The 16,898-nt window shown below is 59.0% G+C and carries 16 protein-coding genes and 1 pseudogene; 9 read left to right on the plus strand and 8 right to left on the minus strand.

The genetic code is table 11. The features are described 5' to 3' along the window. Positions 1-104: 104 nt before the first annotated feature. Together OKC28_RS12345 and OKC28_RS12350 are read right to left on the minus strand one after the other, a co-directional pair. Entirely contained in the window at positions 105-515 is a 411-nt protein-coding gene (locus OKC28_RS12345) for an H-NS family histone-like protein (RefSeq protein ID WP_005312526.1), read from the minus strand. Positions 516-915: 400 nt separating this feature from the next. Then, a complete protein-coding gene (locus OKC28_RS12350) occupies positions 916-1,338 on the minus strand; it encodes a GNAT family N-acetyltransferase (protein ID WP_021138068.1) in 423 nt (140 codons plus the stop codon). Between the two features lie 187 nt (positions 1,339-1,525). Between OKC28_RS12350 and OKC28_RS12355 the strand changes: the two genes are divergently transcribed. Beyond that, the gene (locus tag OKC28_RS12355; protein WP_021138069.1) at positions 1,526-2,026 is read left to right on the plus strand and encodes an SRPBCC family protein; all 501 of its coding nucleotides are present in this window, start codon (positions 1,526-1,528) and stop codon (positions 2,024-2,026) included. Positions 2,027-2,073: 47 nt separating this feature from the next. Here OKC28_RS12355 and OKC28_RS12360 read toward each other — a convergent pair whose 3' ends face one another. Next, on the minus strand, positions 2,074-2,559 hold the full coding sequence (locus OKC28_RS12360) for a hypothetical protein (RefSeq protein ID WP_270689425.1): 486 nt from the start codon (positions 2,557-2,559) through the stop codon (positions 2,074-2,076). Continuing rightward, positions 2,556-2,723: pseudogene (locus OKC28_RS12365) on the minus strand (DUF805 domain-containing protein); the annotation flags it as partial. The gene OKC28_RS12360 and the pseudogene OKC28_RS12365, both read right to left, overlap by 4 nt. 214 nt (positions 2,724-2,937) lie before the next feature. Between OKC28_RS12365 and OKC28_RS12370 the strand changes: the two are divergent. Continuing rightward, positions 2,938-3,195 (plus strand): DUF3297 family protein, encoded by a 258-nt coding sequence (locus OKC28_RS12370; protein WP_005312504.1) that lies wholly within the window; start codon positions 2,938-2,940, stop codon positions 3,193-3,195. A gap of 136 nt (positions 3,196-3,331) precedes the next feature. On the opposite strand, the gene OKC28_RS12375 is transcribed toward OKC28_RS12370, so the two are convergent. Then, entirely contained in the window at positions 3,332-4,609 is a 1,278-nt protein-coding gene (locus tag OKC28_RS12375; RefSeq protein WP_212539095.1) for an NAD(P)/FAD-dependent oxidoreductase, read from the minus strand. A 51-nt stretch (positions 4,610-4,660) separates the two neighbouring features. Further along, positions 4,661-5,260 carry an HTH-type transcriptional regulator PuuR gene (puuR, locus tag OKC28_RS12380; RefSeq protein WP_270689430.1) on the minus strand — a complete coding sequence of 200 codons (600 nt, stop codon included), beginning with the start codon at positions 5,258-5,260 and terminating at the stop codon, positions 4,661-4,663. A 356-nt stretch (positions 5,261-5,616) separates the two neighbouring features. Between puuR and OKC28_RS12385 the strand changes: the two genes are divergently transcribed. The 7 genes from OKC28_RS12385 to OKC28_RS12415 all read left to right on the plus strand — a co-directional run bounded on the left by OKC28_RS12385 (position 5,617) and on the right by OKC28_RS12415 (position 15,024). Further along, entirely contained in the window at positions 5,617-7,080 is a 1,464-nt protein-coding gene (locus tag OKC28_RS12385) for an NAD-dependent succinate-semialdehyde dehydrogenase (RefSeq protein ID WP_270689431.1), read from the plus strand. Positions 7,081-7,326: 246 nt separating this feature from the next. After that, positions 7,327-8,631 (plus strand): 4-aminobutyrate--2-oxoglutarate transaminase, encoded by a 1,305-nt coding sequence (gene gabT / locus OKC28_RS12390; protein ID WP_270689433.1) that lies wholly within the window; start codon positions 7,327-7,329, stop codon positions 8,629-8,631. Between the two features lie 208 nt (positions 8,632-8,839). Further along, on the plus strand, positions 8,840-10,165 hold the full coding sequence (locus OKC28_RS12395; protein ID WP_125606473.1) for an APC family permease: 1,326 nt from the start codon (positions 8,840-8,842) through the stop codon (positions 10,163-10,165). Between the two features lie 448 nt (positions 10,166-10,613). After that, the gene (locus OKC28_RS12400; protein ID WP_005312486.1) at positions 10,614-11,963 is read left to right on the plus strand and encodes an APC family permease; all 1,350 of its coding nucleotides are present in this window, start codon (positions 10,614-10,616) and stop codon (positions 11,961-11,963) included. 190 nt (positions 11,964-12,153) lie between these two features. Beyond that, a complete protein-coding gene (locus OKC28_RS12405) occupies positions 12,154-13,308 on the plus strand; it encodes a Na/Pi symporter (protein ID WP_270689436.1) in 1,155 nt (384 codons plus the stop codon). Between the two features lie 139 nt (positions 13,309-13,447). Beyond that, a complete protein-coding gene (locus OKC28_RS12410) occupies positions 13,448-13,918 on the plus strand; it encodes an FKBP-type peptidyl-prolyl cis-trans isomerase (RefSeq protein ID WP_021138077.1) in 471 nt (156 codons plus the stop codon). Between the two features lie 338 nt (positions 13,919-14,256). Further along, positions 14,257-15,024 (plus strand): DODA-type extradiol aromatic ring-opening family dioxygenase, encoded by a 768-nt coding sequence (locus tag OKC28_RS12415; protein WP_270689438.1) that lies wholly within the window; start codon positions 14,257-14,259, stop codon positions 15,022-15,024. A 56-nt stretch (positions 15,025-15,080) separates the two neighbouring features. Here OKC28_RS12415 and OKC28_RS12420 read toward each other — a convergent pair whose 3' ends face one another. Both OKC28_RS12420 and OKC28_RS12425 read right to left on the minus strand, forming a co-directional pair. Next, positions 15,081-15,662, minus strand: a complete 582-nt coding sequence (locus OKC28_RS12420) for a DUF1349 domain-containing protein (protein WP_270689440.1) — start codon at positions 15,660-15,662, stop codon at positions 15,081-15,083. Positions 15,663-15,885: 223 nt separating this feature from the next. Beyond that, positions 15,886-16,257: a hypothetical protein gene (locus OKC28_RS12425; protein WP_270689442.1), complete on the minus strand. Its 372-nt coding sequence runs from the start codon at positions 16,255-16,257 to the stop codon at positions 15,886-15,888. Positions 16,258-16,898 lie beyond the last annotated feature (641 nt).

A 16,898-nucleotide genomic window follows, 5' to 3' on the forward strand; every position in this document is an offset into this window, starting at 1 on the left:
AGGGACGGTACAAAGTGAGGAGGGAATTGACAGGAGAATACGTCGGTGAGCACAAATAATAATGCCGCCTCGCGGGCGGCATCATTCATGATCGATCCGGTGGATCAGATCAGGAAATCATTCAGATCCTTGCCCAGCGCAACTTGCTCGGCAATGGCTTTCGGCATACGGCCCTGGCCGGTCCAGGTCTTCTCCTGGCCATCTTCCTGATACTTGTACTTGGCAGGACGCGGTGCGCGCTTGCTCTTGGCGGCGCCAGCAGTGGCGGCTGGGGCAGCGGCGCTGTTGATCAGCTCACGGGGATCAATACCGGCTTGCTGCAGCATTTCGGTGAACTCGCTCAGCTTGCGCTGACGCTCTTCCTGCTCGGCACGCTCTTGCTCAACAGACTCGGCGCGCTCGTTATATACCAGCTCAAACTTTTCTTTCGCTTCTTGCAGCTGTTCAAACGGCAATTCACGGATGGCAGCACGCAGGCTGCGAATGTTCAGCAGAACTTTCAGAAATTCGTTCATTACTTCCTCACAAAATTATTTTTGTTTGTCACAGGGATAACACAGCTTGAGAATAGCATGCCTGTTTGATAACAACATACTGTTTTTATAGTTCCTGTCACTTTCTTAACAAAAACGATTGGCTGAATATGCCAGCAACTTTATTCACTCGTTGCTCATTGTCGTAACCGCCGTGATCGCTCACCACACAATTCTCCCCGGCGTGCCTGACAAATAGACGGACACACCCTGGCATATTTCTCATCACACTTATGTCAGCTATTTTCACAATTGGCCATTGTGGTTAAAACCTGTACCACTCAGACGAGGCTCAAGGTAGACGAATGGCGCTATATATTACTGCCCCATAGCGCCCCATGCCTGCCATCCCTATATTCTCGCCCTCGCGCTTCACATCATGTTATTTGAGGATCAAGCGACGCCAGGGGCCTGTGATCTCGCAGTGACCCGTTTCCTCCGTATTCTGCCAGCCGAGGCGATGATAAAAGGCCAGAGCAGAGGTATTGTGGGTCGCCACCTTGAGCGAGGCCGGCTTCCGACAAGCCGCCAACCCCTGGGTCAGCAGTGCCCGCCCCAGCCCCTGACCATGCCAGTCGGCCGACACGTAGAGATGATGCACGAAGCTCTCATCCCCCCAGATGGAAACAAACCCGCAAGGGGTGCCACCCTGTTCAGCCACCCAGAGCTGCTCGCCCCGGGTATGCTCGTCGAAATCCTCAAGCCGAAAGTGGGAAGGGTCGACCCAGTGAAAGGTCTGACGCCGCCCCTTCAGGTACAGCTGCGCCAATTGGGGAATATCCGTCTCTCGCATGACTCTGATCATCAGGCCTTCCTTCGTCACTGTTATCACTTGGCAACACTGTCGGATGGATCGCCACACAGTGTCAAATATCATGGTTAGGATAACGGCCAGCCGATGGCACGGGTGTGACACACCTCTGTCCATTTTATCGCCCATGGGGCTATACTGCCTGAGTCCCATGTATGGATGGTTTGAGGCTCGCTGATTTATGGATAACAAGCAGATAGAAGGTAACATCTTTGTTCCGGCCCATATCGACGATGTCTGGCGTGCCTGGACAACCGAGAGCGGCCTGCGCAGCTTCCTGGCACCGGAATGCCTGATGGTGCCCGAACCGAATGGTCCCTTCGAGATCTATTTCAGGCCCGATGCCCCGCTGGGTGAACGTGGTAGCGAAGGCTGTCGGGTGATGGCCGTCATGCCCCACGACCTGCTCAGCTTCAGCTGGAACTTTCCGCCCTCCCTGCCCCATATTCGTCTGCAAAAAACTCAGGTCAGCCTGCGTTTTGTGCCTGAAGGTCAGGGTACTCGCCTCTACTTCCTGCAAAGCGGCTGGGCAAACGATCCCGACTGGGATCAGGGCTACGCCTATTTTCGGGAAGAGTGGCTGGAAACCAGCCTGCCCCGCCTGCAGTATCGCTTCACCCACGGCCCCATCGACTGGAATAACCCGCCGGACAAGCAGCAACTGAAATCACTGGCCCAATAAGCCGACATATCAAAACACCGCCAGCTGGCGGTGTTTTTTATATTCAATTAGCGGCAGTTCAACGCGGGTTTGTCATCCAGCAGCCAGGAAATCCAGCGCCGTTTTGAATTTAGAACAAACCCTTCATCTGCCTCAATGCCTTTTACTATGTAGCCATCTGCTGACAACTGTTCTGCCATCCCGGCAAAATGCCATTCGTTGCTATTAATACGCTCGCCCTTGATCAAGGCGTCACTTAGCTGTTGATTCATCACAATGATCGAAAGTCCCGTCACTGAGTCTATCCCCAGCCCGGTATTTGCTACCCGCCCAACCACAACCGGTACCTTGACTGTACAGTGGCGACCTTCACTATCAGCTGTGGTATAGCTCCCTTCACCAACTCGCCCCTGCATCCATAAAAGACTTCCCTGAGTCAAACGCTCTACCGACAATATACCCAGCGCCCCCTTGGGGAAATCATGAATATCAACAGTCTCGGCGAGCAGGACCGGACATGCCAGCATGAACAGCCATAGATAATGTTTCATCATGTCCTCCCCGCTGATTGAGCGTATGAATCGCCTTGTTGCGAGAGAAAATAGAGCAACACAAAGGGGCCGATGACAGGGACAAAAAAGACACATCCCCACCATCCCGAACGATCAATATCGTGCAGACGGCGGACGACAAGTGCATTCAGAAAACAAAGCGAAACGTAGTCCCGTTAATATGTTACGCGCCGTCATGTCAAACGGTCAGCCAAGCCCGACACTGACCGAAAAAGCCAATAAGCATCCTGAACACCAACGAGCAATAATGAAGCCCAAAAAATGGGCGGCGGGTGCTGCTTATGGGCTTTATGACCACCTTGAATGCCATGACGGCATTCTCTACAATGACGCACTTTCTAGCCATTTCAGGTCATATTGATGAGCGATACCAACACCAAACCGGCACTGCCGGATCACCTTGCGGGCAACCCGCGCAGCCCGCACCATGTCGCAGCCTGTTTCGAACACCCGATCGGTATTCGGCTCAATGGTAAAGAGCGCACCGATGTCGAGGAGTATTGCATCAGTGAAGGTTGGGTGAAGATCCCCTCCCCCAAGGCGCTGGATCGTCGCGGTCAGCCGATCCTGATCACCCTGAAAGGCACCGTTGAAGCCTACTATATCGAGTCCGTTTAACTGCTGCGGCCTGCCTCTTCGGCTTACCGAGCCAGCGGGTCTGTCACTGCAGTCAACAACAAGGCCACCATAACGGTGGCCTTGTTGTTTCTGGCATCTGCCAAGGTGAACGACTTGCGGGCTGAATCGGCGGCGCTTACACCCCCAAGCGGTCGCGCAGGGTGTACCAGGCGGCACCAGCGGCGGTAAAGGGGATACGAAACAGGCGGCCGCCGGGGAAGGGATAGTGCGGCAGCTTGGCGAAGGCATCGAAGCGCTCTGCCTGACCACTCAATACCTCGGAGAGCAGCTTGCCCGCCAGATGGGTACAGGTGACACCGTGGCCGCTGTAACCCTGCATGTAATAGATGTTGGGGCCGATGCGGCCAAACTGCGGCAGGCGCGACAGGGTCAGCAGGAAGTTGCCGGTCCAGGTGTATTCCACCTTGACGCCTGCCAGCTGCGGGAAGGTCTTGAGCATTTTGGGGATGATCAGCCGTTCGATATCCGCCGGATCCCGCGCGCCATACACAACGCCACCGCCGTAGAGCAGACGGTGATCGCCGGAGGTGCGGTAGTAGTCGAGCAGGTAGTTGCAATCTTCCAGGCAGTAATTTTGCGGCAATAGGGAGCGGGCGCGCTCCTCCCCCAACACCTCGGTGGCGATCACCTGGGTACCGCAGGGCATGCTCTTGCCAGCGAGCTCGGGCACCAGGTTGCCAAGATAGGCGTTGCCGGCCACCACCACGAAGCGCGCCTTCACCGCCCCCTTGGCGGTCTTCACCAGTGCAGGTTGGCCTGGGGTGATGCTGGTGACGGCGGATTGCTCAAAAATCCGCCCCCCCTGCATGCGGATGGCTTCGGCCTCCCCCAGCGCCAGGTTGAGGGGGTGAATATGGCCGCCGCTCTTGTCGAGCAGGCCGCCGACGTAGCGATCACTCGCTACCACCTCGCGGATCCCGTCCCCATCGAGCAGCTCCAGCTTGTCGTTGCCCCACTTCTGCCAACGGGCCTGCTGGGCCTTGAGCTCATGGAGCTGGCGCTCCGTCTCGGCGGCAAAGACGCCCCCCTCCTGCAGGTCGCACTGGATGTTGTAGCGTTTGATCCGCTCGCGGATGATCTGCCCCCCTTCAAACAACATGGAGCCGAGCAGCTTTGCCTGATCCGGCGGGCAGTTCGCTTCTATGGTGTCGATATCGCGGCTGTAGGAGTTGACGATCTGGCCGCCGTTGCGACCGCTGGCGCCAAAGCCTACCCGGGCCGCCTCCAGCACCACCACCGAATAGCCCTTTTCCACCAGATGCAGCGCACTGGAAAGGCCGGTGTAACCCGCCCCTATGATGCAGACATCGCACTCAAGCTGCTCGGTCAATGTCGGATAGGGTGCGTGTTGATTGGCACTGGCTGCGTAGTAACTGTTTACATGCTCGGTCATGATCCCTGTTTCCTTACCGGTTCTTTTCCCAAACGAGACATAGTCTCGACACTAGAAGTTGGCCGGGGTATGGGCGCTGACGATGCGACAAGTCTGCCCCGACGGATTGCTGAAACTGTGGGGCTCGCCTGTGTCGATCACATAGCTGTCCCCGGCGCTGAGTGGATAGGTCTGCCCGGCCACCGTCAGGATCACAGACCCTTCCAGCACGGTACCGACCTCCTCCCCCAGATGCTTGACCTGACCGCCAGTGTCGGTGCCGGGGGCATAGGTCTCCAGCATGAAGCCAAGCTGGCGACGATTATTGCCGTTGTGCACCAGCTTCATGGAAACCCCCTGACTGCCCAGCTCGATCAACTGCTCGGCCTTGATCACCACGCTTGGCGCACGCCCCTCCTCCTCGGCGAAGAAGCGCGACAGCGGCAGCTCATAGACGTTAAGCAGCTTCTGCAAGGAGGCCACCGACGGGCTCACCTTGTCCTGCTCTATCATGCAGATGGCGCCGTGGGTCAGCCCGCTCAGCTCGGCGACCCGTCGCTGGGAGAGCCCGAGACGGCGGCGTGTGGCGGCGAGGCGCTCCCCCATACTCTTGTCCATCAGCGGGTTAGCCGTCATGGTCTGCCGCTTTGCCTCTGCTTGTTGTTGCTGCATCGCCCACCTCCTTGTGTGCCTGCCGACTTGCGTATTTATCTGCTTGTGTGCCTGTCGAGTGTGCTTGCGGATCGGTTCGAGGGCGCAACCGGTTAAAATAGCGAGTCACATTGCAGGACCTGTTCGTTATCCTGCACGGCACGTGCCGTTCATTATTTTGCACACTCAATCCCACAAAAACCGGTAAAATCGCCCTGACAGCTCCATTTCTAGCATGCAGCGCCCCGTTTACTCAAATATATTTAACACTTGAAAAACATTTCAGCTCAATTTATGGTCTTTCTGTGCTTATTATTCTATACGGTGGCAGCACAGGATCCCTTGGCCACCCTGACCCACAATCGAGGCTTCCTTCTATGTCAGCATCACAACCCGCTCTCTCCTTGATCAAGTCCCTTGCCTATATAGATGGTCGCTGGTGCGAGGCGCATAGCGGACGCCACTTCGAGGTACTCAATCCGGCCAATGGCCAGATCATCACCCAGGTACCCGACATGGACGAGGTGGACACCCGCCGCGCCATCGAGGCCGCCAGTGCGGCGCAAGCGCCCTGGGCCGCCCTCACGGCCAAGGAGCGCAGCAACAAACTCTACGCCTGGTTTGAACTCATCATGGCCAATCAGGACGAGCTGGCTCGCATCATGACCTGCGAGCAGGGCAAGCCGCTGGCCGAGGCCAAGGGGGAAGTGGCCTACGGCGCCAGCTTTATCCAGTGGTTCGCAGAAGAGGGCAAGCGCGCCTATGGCCGCACCATTCCGGGTTTTTCCAGCGACAAGCGTCTGGCCACCATCAAGCAGCCAGTGGGGGTGGTCGCCGCCATCACGCCATGGAACTTCCCCATCGCCATGATAACTCGCAAGGCGGGCCCGGCGCTGGCAGCCGGTTGCACCATCGTCATCAAACCTGCCGCCGAGACGCCGCTGTGTGCGCTGGCGCTGGCTGCGCTGGCGGAAGCGGCCGGCATTCCGGCTGGCGTTATCAATATCGTTACCACCCATCACTCGTCAGCGGTGGGCAACGAGCTGTGCAACAACAAGGCAGTGCGCAAGCTCTCCTTCACCGGCTCGACCCGCATCGGCAAGCTGCTGATGCGCCAGTGCGCCGACACCATGAAGAAGCTGTCGCTGGAGCTGGGTGGCAACGCCCCTTTCATCGTGTTTGACGATGCCAATCTCGACGCCGCCATCGCCGGGGCGCTCGCCTCCAAGTACCGCAATGCGGGCCAGACTTGCGTCTGTGCCAACCGCATCTTGGTGCAGGCCGGTATCTACGACGCCTTCGCCGAGAAGCTGACTGCCGCCGTGCAGGGCTTCAAGGTGGGGGATGGCATGAGCGAGGGCACCCAGATAGGCCCGCTGATCAATCCCGCCGCGGCCAGCAAGGTGGCCGAGCTGGTCAAGCAGGCCGAAGCCGCCGGCGCCAAGGTGCTGGTGGGCGGCGAGCCGCATCCCGCCGGCCCTCTGTTCTACCAGCCCACCATTTTGGGCAATGTCGATAAAACCAACCCCATTTTGCAGGAGGAGATCTTCGGCCCGGTCGCTCCTCTGGTACGTTTCGACACCGAAGCCGAGGCCATCGCCATCGCCAACGACACCCCCTATGGGCTGGCAGCCTACTTCTATGGCCGGGATATCGCCAGGGTGTGGCGGGTAGCCGAGCAGCTGGAATACGGCATGGTGGGCATCAACGAGGGGATCATCTCCACCGAGCTGGCCCCCTTTGGCGGCATCAAGGAGTCGGGTCTGGGCCGCGAAGGGGCGGCCGAGGGGCTGGAAGAGTATCTGGAAACCAAATATCTCTGCTTTGGGGGCATTCGCTAAGAGCGGATTTATACCAGACCCCGGCTTCTCCCTTCTCAAGAAGGAGGAGCAAACCGCCCCACTCGGCAGGGAAGGAGATGCAACGTCAACCGCCTTCCCTGTCAGAGGGAGGGTTGGGATGGGGTCCGGCTATCAAGCTGCAGCGTGCCTTTGCAGGCATACCATCATGAAAAGGACCAAGTGAGCGCTCCCGGTTGGGAGGCTCGCCACATTGAGACCGGGGCCAAGGCCTCTCAGGGAGGAAAGATGAGTTATTCAGATAGCCATGCAGACAACAACCAGGCCTGGCAGGCCCGCCGTGAAGCAGCCGTGGTCAACGGCGTCGGCACCCTGCTGCCGGTATTTATCGACAAGGCTCTCAACGCCGAGCTATGGGACGTGGAGGGCAACCGCTACATCGACTTTGCCTCCGGCATCGCCGTGCTCAACACGGGCCACAATCACCCTAAAGTGGTGGCGGCAGTGCGTGAACAGCTCGAAAAATTCAGCCACACCTGCTTTCAGGTGACCCCCTACCCCGGCTATATCGAGCTTGCCGAGAAGCTCAACGCCCTGGTGCCCGGCCCTACGCCGAAGCGCACCCTGTTTCTCTCCACCGGCGCCGAGGCGGTGGAGAACGCCATCAAGATAGCCCGCGCCCACACAGGCCGCAGCGGCACCATCGCCTTCAAGGGGGGCTTTCACGGTCGCACCATGATGGGGATGGCGCTCACCGGCAAGGTTGTGCCCTACAAAACGGGTTTCGGCCCCTTCCCGGGAGAGGTCTATCACCTGCCCTTCCCGAGCGATTACCTGGGGGTGAGCGAGGCCGATGCCTTGGCCGCACTGGATCTCTGCTTCAGCTCGGATATAGAACCGGCCCGGGTGGCAGCCATCATTCTCGAACCCGTGCAGGGTGAAGGGGGTTTCTACCCCGCCTCTCCCAGCTTTATGCAGAGCCTGCGCAAGCTGTGCGATCAGCACGGCATAGTGCTCATCTGTGACGAGATCCAGAGCGGTTTCTGTCGCACCGGCAAAACCTTTGCCACTGAATACAGCGGCATAGAACCAGACATCATGACCCTGGCCAAGAGTCTGGCCGGTGGCTTCCCTCTCTCGGCCGTGGTGGGCAAGGTGGCCATCATGAACGCTGCCAAGCCGGGCGGTCTGGGGGGCACTTATGCCGGTTCCCCCATCGCCTGCGCCGCCGCCCTGGCGGTACTGGAGGTGATCGAAGAGGAGCAACTCAACCAGAAAGCCCTGGCTCAAGGGGAGCAGATCAAGGCTCGCCTGCATCAGTTGGCCGAGGGTTTTGACTGCATCGGCGACATTCGCGGCCCGGGCGCCATGGTGGCCATGGAACTGGTCAAGGGCCGGGATGCTAGCCAGCCTGACCCGGACCTCACCAAACGGCTGGTGGCCGAGGCCGGCAAACGTGGGCTTGTGCTGCTCTCCTGCGGCGTGCGGGCCAACGTCATCCGCTTCCTGGCGCCCCTTACCGCCACTCCGGCCTTGATCGAGGAAGGGCTGGCTCTGCTGGAACAGGCGCTCACCGCCGCCAGTCAGGGCTAGATCCACCCGGTTTCATCGGTCATGGCGAAAAATACCGTGAGATAACCGCAGGCCGCCCATCGCGGACGGCCTGCTCATACGGTATCATCCCCGCCCCAAAAAATGATGACAGGCGCGCTGGGCTCCCTCCAGGGCCAGCCACACTGTCACGCGTCCTTCGCCTGCCTGCGGCGCGGGACATACGCCCCAAATTCGAGGAGAGAGGCCAATGGCTCAACGCCCGGCTCGATTGAAGCAAACCCTGACCCTGTGGCAAGTGGTGGTGATGGGATTGGCCTATATGACCCCCATGGTGGTGTTCGATACCTTCGGCATCGTCACCGACATCACTCAGGGCCATGTGACTACCGCCTACCTGCTGGCCCTGGTGGGCGTGTTGTTCACCGCCACCAGCTATAGCCAGATGGTGCGCCACTATCCGGTTGCCGGCTCCGCCTATACCTATGCCCAGAAGGAGTTCTCCCCCGTGGTGGGCTTCATGGTGGGCTGGTCATCCCTGCTCGACTACATGTTCCTGCCGATGATCAACATGCTGCTGGCCAAGATCTACCTGACCGCCCTGTTTCCCGGCATCGAACCCTGGATCTTCATCTGCGCCATGACGGCACTGATGACCCTCATCAACCTGCGCGGCATCGATCTGGTGGCCAACCTCAACGGCGTCATCATCTTGATCCAGATCGCCATCATGGTGGTGTTTCTGGCCCTGATCGGATACGGCATCGCCCAGGGCGAAGGGGTCGGTACCGTCAGCCTGCAGCCCATCTACACCGCCAACACAGAGGTATTGCCACTGCTGACCGGCGCCACCATCCTCTGTTTCTCCTTTCTGGGATTCGACAGCCTGAGCGCCCTCAGTGAAGAGACCCCCAACGCCGGCAAGGTGATCCCGAAAGCCATCTTCCTGACCGCGCTGCTGGGGGGCCTCATCTTCGTGGTGGTGGCCTATGCCCTGCAACTCTACTTCCCGGATGCCTCACGCTTCAAGGAGCCGGATGCAGTGCTGCCCGAGATTGCCCTCTATGTGGGCGGCAAGCTGTTCCAGAGCGTGGTGCTGGTCTGTGCCTGCGTGGCCGTGCTGGCGTCGGGACTCTCCTCCCACGCCGGTGTCTCCCGCATCCTCTACGTGATGGGGCGGGACAAGGTGCTGCCCCAGCGCACCTTCGGCTATATCCACCCCAAGTGGCAGACACCCGTGTTCAATATCCTGCTGGTGGGCATACTGGCGCTGTCGGCCATCAGCTTCGATCTGGAAATCGCCCTGGCCCTGATCAACTTCGGTGCCCTGGTGGCCTTTACCGTGGTCAATCTGTCGGTGATCGCCTGCTATTACGTGCGTCAGGGGCGCAACAAAACCCTTAAGGATCACCTGCAATATCTGGTGCTGCCCCTGTGCGGGGCTGGGACTGTCGCGATTCTCTGGCTCAATCTCGAACTAACCTCTCTTATCCTCGGCCTTATCTGGGCTGCCATAGGGGGAATTTATCTGTTTTTGCGTACCACCTTCTGGCGCGTATCCTTGCCGACCTATTGAGCTGCAAGCCTTGCCAACACTGGGCTGGCGCCGCACTCCCCCGCACGGGTGACGGCGCCATTTATTGATATAAAACAGGTCATTGATAATTCTCTTGCCCGGAATGCCTTTAGTGGCTTGTCTTCCCCCCCCATCTGGGGCAAAATCCCGCCGCTTTCATAACCGATGTGATCCCACATCGGTTATTTTTCATTTTGAAAAATTTTATTACCACTCGAGGCCGGACAACTTCCGGAAATGATATCAAGGTTCAGATGAACCTAATGCCGCAATGAGGAAAAACATGGGGCTCTTGTTTGCTTTGTCTCCGGTCGCCACCGGAACCTGCTTTGGTCGCCGCGCGACCAACGTCTGTGGTTTGCATACCGATGTTGTGAGTACGCGAGAACCCGGTCCCATGGCCTCAAGCCATTCCACTTCCTGCCGCCCGTGCAAGGAGGAAGCCTGAATGAGCCAGCAACCCGTTCGTCTGAAGAAAACCCTCAGCATGTGGCAGGTGGTGGTGATGGGCCTTGCCTATCTGACCCCCATGGCCGTGTTCGATACCTTCGCCATCGTCGGTGACATTACCGAAGGTCGGGTCGCCACTGCCTATCTGCTGGCGCTGGGCGGCATACTGCTGACCGCGTTCAGCTACGGCCATCTGGTGCGCAAGTTCCCCTCTGCGGGCTCTGCCTATACCTATGCCCAGAAGGTGTTCAACCCCTACATCGGTTTCATGGTGGGCTGGTCTTCCCTGCTCGACTACATGTTCATGCCGATGATCAATATCCTGCTGGCCAAGATCTACCTGACCGCCATGTTCCCTGGAGTTGATCCCTGGATTTTCATCTTCGGTCTGGTGACAGTGATGACCTTCCTCAACCTGCGCGGCATCAACCTGGTAGCCAACTTCAATGGCTTGATCGTGGTGATCCAGCTGGCCATCATCACCCTCTTCATCGGTCTGATGGGCTGGGGCATCTACCAGGGTGAGGGCGCAGCGACCCTGATGAGCAGCCGGCCGTTCCACTTCGAATCCGCCAGCGTGGTGCCGCTCTTTACTGGTGCGACCATTCTCTGCTTCTCCTTCCTCGGCTTCGACGGCCTGAGTTCGCTGTCAGAAGAGACCCCGAACGCCGGCAAGGTGATACCGCGCGCCATAGTGCTGACCGCGCTCATCGGCGGTGTCATCTTCGTGGTGGTCTCCTACTGCCTGCAGCTCTACTTCCCGGATCTGGCCCGCTTCAAGGAGCCCGATGCCGTGCTGCCCGAGATTGCCCTCTACGTCGGCGGCGCCTTCTTCCAGAGCGTGGTGCTGGTGTGCACCACAGTGGCGGTACTGGCCTCCGGCATGGCGGCGCACGCAGGCGTGTCCCGCATCCTCTACGTCATGGGGCGCGATCGCATGATCCCGGAACGGGTGTTTGGCTATATCCACCCGAAATACCGGACGCCGGCCATCAACGTGCTGATGGTGGGCTGTCTCGCCCTCTCCGCCGTGTCGTTTGATCTCGACACAGCGCTGGCGCTGGTGAACTTCGGTGCCCTGGTGGCCTTCACCTTCGTCAACCTGTCGGTCATAGGCCAGTTCTGGGTACGCGAGAAGCGCAACAAGAGCATCAAGGATCACCTGCTCTATCTGCTGCTGCCGCTGCTCGGCGCCGCCACTATCGGTGCGCTCTGGATCAACCTGGAGCAGAGCTCCCTGGAGCTGGGCCTGATCTGGGCGGGTCTCGGGGTCACCTATCTGTTCCTGCGTCTGGCGGTGTTCCGCATTCCCTTCCGTCAGTACGAAGAGACTGCCGACTCCCAATAAGGGAGCGCGCTACACAGCAAAAAAGCAGAAGGGGAGCCATGGCTCCCCTTCTTGTTATCCGGCCCTCTGTGCAGCCTTGTCATCAAACCATCATAAAAGTGTCACTTTGTAATATTTCTGTCATAGAGCCTTGATTAAATGCGCAGGTCTACTTCAACCCCGAACGGTATCACCGTCCTCAAGAGGCTACATGCAACAGACGCAATCCTTGCCACAACAGCGAGCATCCCACTTCAGATCGCTGTTCAACTGGGTCACGGTTATCGCACTGGTCTACATCATTCTGGTTGCCGTTGGCGCCGTTTCCCACGGCTTCAAGGGCTTCTCCGGCGGCGCCGAGGGCGCAGCCCAGATCTTCGCCTTCGCAAACAATCCCTTTGTCGCCCTGCTGCTCGGCATACTGGCGACGGCCCTGGTGCAATCCTCCAGCACTGTCACCTCGGTGATCGTCGGTCTGGTGGCGGGCGGCCTGCCCATCGGCATGGCCATTCCCATGATAATGGGAGCCAACCTCGGCACCACCATCACCAACACCATTGTCTCATTGGGTCATATCAGGGACAGGGCCGAGTTTCGCCGCGCCTTTGCCGCCGCGACCGTACACGACTTCTTCAACCTGCTGGCGGTGTTTATCTTCCTGCCGCTTGAGCTGATGTTCGGCCTGCTGCAAAAGAGCGCCGAGTGGCTGGCTACGCTGCTGGTGGGCTCCGCCGACTTGTCGATGAAAGGGGTGGACTTTATGAAGCCCCTCACTGCCCCTGCACTCAACCTTATCGACAGCGCGGTCGCCTTCTTGCCGGGCAAGGGTGCCGCCATTGCCACCATCGTCATCGGCATACTGCTGATCCTCGCCTGCGTTACCTATCTGGGCAAGGTACTGCAACAGGTCTTGGTAGGTCGCGCCAAGGAGCTGCTGCACAAGGCACTGGGTCGTGGCCCGCTGACCGGTATCGCCTCGGGTACCCTGGTCACCATCATGGTGCAGTCCTCCTCCACCACCACCAGCCTGATGATACCCCTGGCCGGTGGCGGCGTGTTCAGCACTCGCCAGCTCTATCCCTTCACCCTGGGGGCCAATATAGGTACTACCATCACGGCCCTGCTGGCGGCCACCGCCATCAGCGGTGCCGGTGCCAAGCTGGCGCTGACCATAGCCCTGGTGCATGTGCTGTTCAACCTGTTTGCCGTTGTGCTCATCTATGGCGTGCCCTTCCTGCGGGAATTGCCCATCAAGGCCGCCGAGGGGCTGGCCCGGGTCGGTAGCGAAAACAAGCTGCTGGCACTGGGTTATGTGGCCGGGCTCTTCTTCGCCCTGCCCGCCCTCATGATGGTGGCGGCGAAGTAATCCGCCCTGATGAGGCGAGGGGGCTGGATCCTGGCCCCCTCGTCGTCTGTCTGCCCCGTCACATCCTCCTGCGTCCCGGCTCGCCCTCCCTCCCCGACTGGGATAAGATGCCGCCTTCATTGCCTTTAAGGAAAAACTGATGAAATTCATTCTGATCGCGCTGCTGATTGCCGGTGTCGCCTACTACTTCTACTCCAGCAGCAACAACAAAAAACAAGCGGTGGAAAATGTGCGCAAGGGCGCCGAGTTCCTCGCCAGCAACAAAGACAAACCTCTGGTGACCACCACGGCCTCCGGCCTGCAATACGAAGTGCTGACCCCGGGTACTGGCACGGTTCATCCCACAGCCACCAGCAAGGTGAAGGTACACTACGAGGGCAAGCTGCTGGACGGCACCGTCTTCGACAGCTCGGTCGCCCGCGGCGAGCCTATCGAATTTGGCCTCAATCAGGTGATTGCTGGCTGGACCGAAGGGGTACAGCTGATGGTGGAAGGTGAGAAAACCCGCTTCTACATCCCCGCCAATCTGGCCTATGGCGACCGTGCTGCTGGCAAGATACCACCGGGATCCGTGCTGATCTTCGACGTTGAGCTGCTGGGTATCCAATAAGCTGGCTTATGCCAATCGCGCCGCTGGCAAGATCCCACTGAGCGCCCTGGTTGATCTCCGACGTTGAGCTGCTGGGCATCCAGTAGTCCGTCCTCGACAGCGCCTTATGACAAGGCCAGCGCACTGCGCTGGCCTTGTTGTTTCTGCTTGTCTACGGCCCTGCCCTGTCACGCCAACCACTGTTACTATCAACCAATGGTGAACAGTGCTTATACATAGCGCTAGATTGTTAACCTTGCATCCCAGGCAGATAATGACCCCATCGTCAGTGGCCCGACGCCCTGACCCCGGTTTCGGGTACGCAATACGTACCGACACAGCTTATATGGAGTCTTGTCATGTCTATCGCCCCCGTCTGGTTCATCTCTCACGGCGCTCCGGATCTGGTTCTGCGCGACCAGCCGGCCACTCACTTCCTGAAAACATTGCGCCTTGGCGATATCAAGGGACTGGTGGTGATCTCGGCACACTGGTTCAGCCGCACAGACCTGCAGATCAACGTCGAGCCCAATCCGGCGCTCATGTATGACTTCTACGGTTTTCCGGAGCCGCTCTACCATATTCGCTGGCCGGCAACGAGTCCGCTGTGGTTGCAAGAGGCGGTAGGCGATCAGCTGATGCTGGCGGGCTTGCCGGCTACACAGGTGCGCCGCGAGCTGGATCACGGCGTCTGGTCGCCGCTCTCCCTGATGGATCCGGCAAGCGAGATCCCCCTGGTGCAGATCTCCATTCCGGCCAGTTTCAGCCCGGCCCAGCTATGGCAACTGGGGGAAGCACTGCAGAGCCTGCGCGAACAGGGGATAGGCATACTGGCCTCCGGCGCCATTACCCACAACCTGCGGGCCCTCGGGCCGGACCACTCGCCCGTCCCTGGCTGGGCCAGCGATTTTGTGAACTGGCTGGAGCAGACCATGGCTAATGCCGATCGACCGGCGCTGGAAGAGTACAGAACGCGAGCCCCAGGAGCGGTGGAAGCACACCCCCATGACGATCACCTGCGCCCGCTGTTTGTGGCCCTGGGGGCCGCCGGCAAGGACAAGCCCCACAAGCTGCACGACAGCTGGGATGGCGGCAGCCTCTATATGGGCTCTTACCGGTTCGGTTGAGCCTGAACGGGATAAGAACGAGAGCGAGACAGTGACTGCTGTTGTGAGCCGCGTAACTAGCTCAGGTCATGCAGTGCCTTGCCAAGGGGTGGCGTGAGGCGTAGATCCGAGAAGTGCACCGCCAGCCCCTGCCGCTCCGGCGTGCAGCACATCACCCCGATAAAGCAACTTTCGCTTGGCGGGAACGGAGCGAGGCGCAGCAGCGGCCACACCTTGCCATCGGTGGAGTATTGCAAACGCAGGCAATCGGCCAGCCGGGTCAGCCGCAGCCAGAAGCGGCGCGGATTACCGGGGAAAATGCCGGTGGCCCAGTCAGAGCGCGGATTGGTCAGCACGCTGCCGATCATCGGCTGGGCATCGTTGTACTCGATCCCCGCTTTCAGCCAGTGCGCCTCGTCTTGCAGCAGCATCAGCCCCGCCTGATCGTAGAGGGTGATGAACTCCCCCTCGACGCAGATCTGAAAGGTAAACTCCCCTTCAATCTCGCAGCCATAGAGATGCCCGCTGTGGCGCTCGAAACCATACCAGGTGCTGCGCCAAAAATCGGTCTGCTTGTCCGTGACCACCTGCAAGCCGTCGCTGGTCTTGTGCCACTCGGCGGGCTCATTGAGCCAGCGCCATTCCGTCCCTTCCATCATCCTGCTCTGCTCCCTTTTATCCCGCGTTATCCCGGCTCGCCAACGCCTCGCCCCTCGTCCGGTAACGACAGGTCATGGCTGCGCCTCTGCGGAACCCATAAAAGGAGTCAATAGTGTCGCTATTGCCGCCCCGATACAAGCCTCGTGCCCCGCGCCATCCGTCCCCCTAAAAAAGCACGGGGGCCTGATGGCCCCCGCTAGCATGCACTGTCGACCTGTCGGCTTATGCCGATTTGACGCACTTCTGGACAAAGCTGTTCTTGGCCGCGCCCGCCAGCTTCTTGTCAGCGGCCGCTTTCTCGCACTGGGCTGCCTTGTCGGTGGCCGCGTCGGTTTTCACGCACTTCTGGATAAAGCTGTTTTTGGCCGCGCCAGCCAGCTTCTTGTCGGCGGCCGCCTTCTCGCACTCGCCGGTCGCGGCGCCAGCGGCATCTTTCACGCACTTGCCGACAAAGCTGGTCTTGGCGGCGCCGTTAAGCTTTTTGGCCGCGGCCTGCGCCTCGCACTGCAACTGGGCAGAGTCCTGGGCAAAGGCTGTGCCGGTCAGCAGCGCGCCGGTACAAAACAGGCCGAACAGGATGGCAATACGCTTCATATGACGTTCCTTATTGTGATGTGTTTGCAACTGCTGATTGTTGCCGCAGATCCTCTGCCTCGCCAGCAAGGAGGATGGAGAACAAGACACAATCGACCGCACTATAGCGCCGATGACCAGCGCGGAATTGGCCCCGACCAACCTTCTCCAACAGCAAGCCCGCCACCCAACTTCCCGTCTCGCCCACCAACCCCAATAAAATCAAGGGCCATGGGAATCCGGCTCCCGGTCAGTGCGATTTGTTGAGCTGGCGCATAAAACGCAGATCTTCCTGATAGTTACGTCAATTTTTGACTGGTAAGCAGGAATCTGCGCAATGTAAGATAGTCATCCGAGCCTATTTAAATTGATACGATAGGCCTAGGCCTCGTAGGTTAATGGAGCATTTTGGAAGCTGCAATCCACGGGCGGTAGCGTAGTGCTTATTAAGTTAAGGTTATATACAAAACAATTACAGTGCCTCACTCTTTTGGGAAGGTGCGAATAAGCGGGGAAATTCTTCTCGGCTGACTCAGTCATTTCATTTCTTCATGTTTGAGCCGTTTTTTCTCCCGTAAATGCCTTGAATCAGCCTATTTAGACCGTTTCTTCGCCATTTAAGGCGTTATTCCCAGTTTTTAGTGAGATCTCTCCCACTGACG

It is taken from the genome of Aeromonas sp. D3 (genome assembly GCF_027705025.1).
Taxonomy (GTDB): Bacteria; Pseudomonadota; Gammaproteobacteria; order Enterobacterales; family Aeromonadaceae; genus Aeromonas; species Aeromonas salmonicida.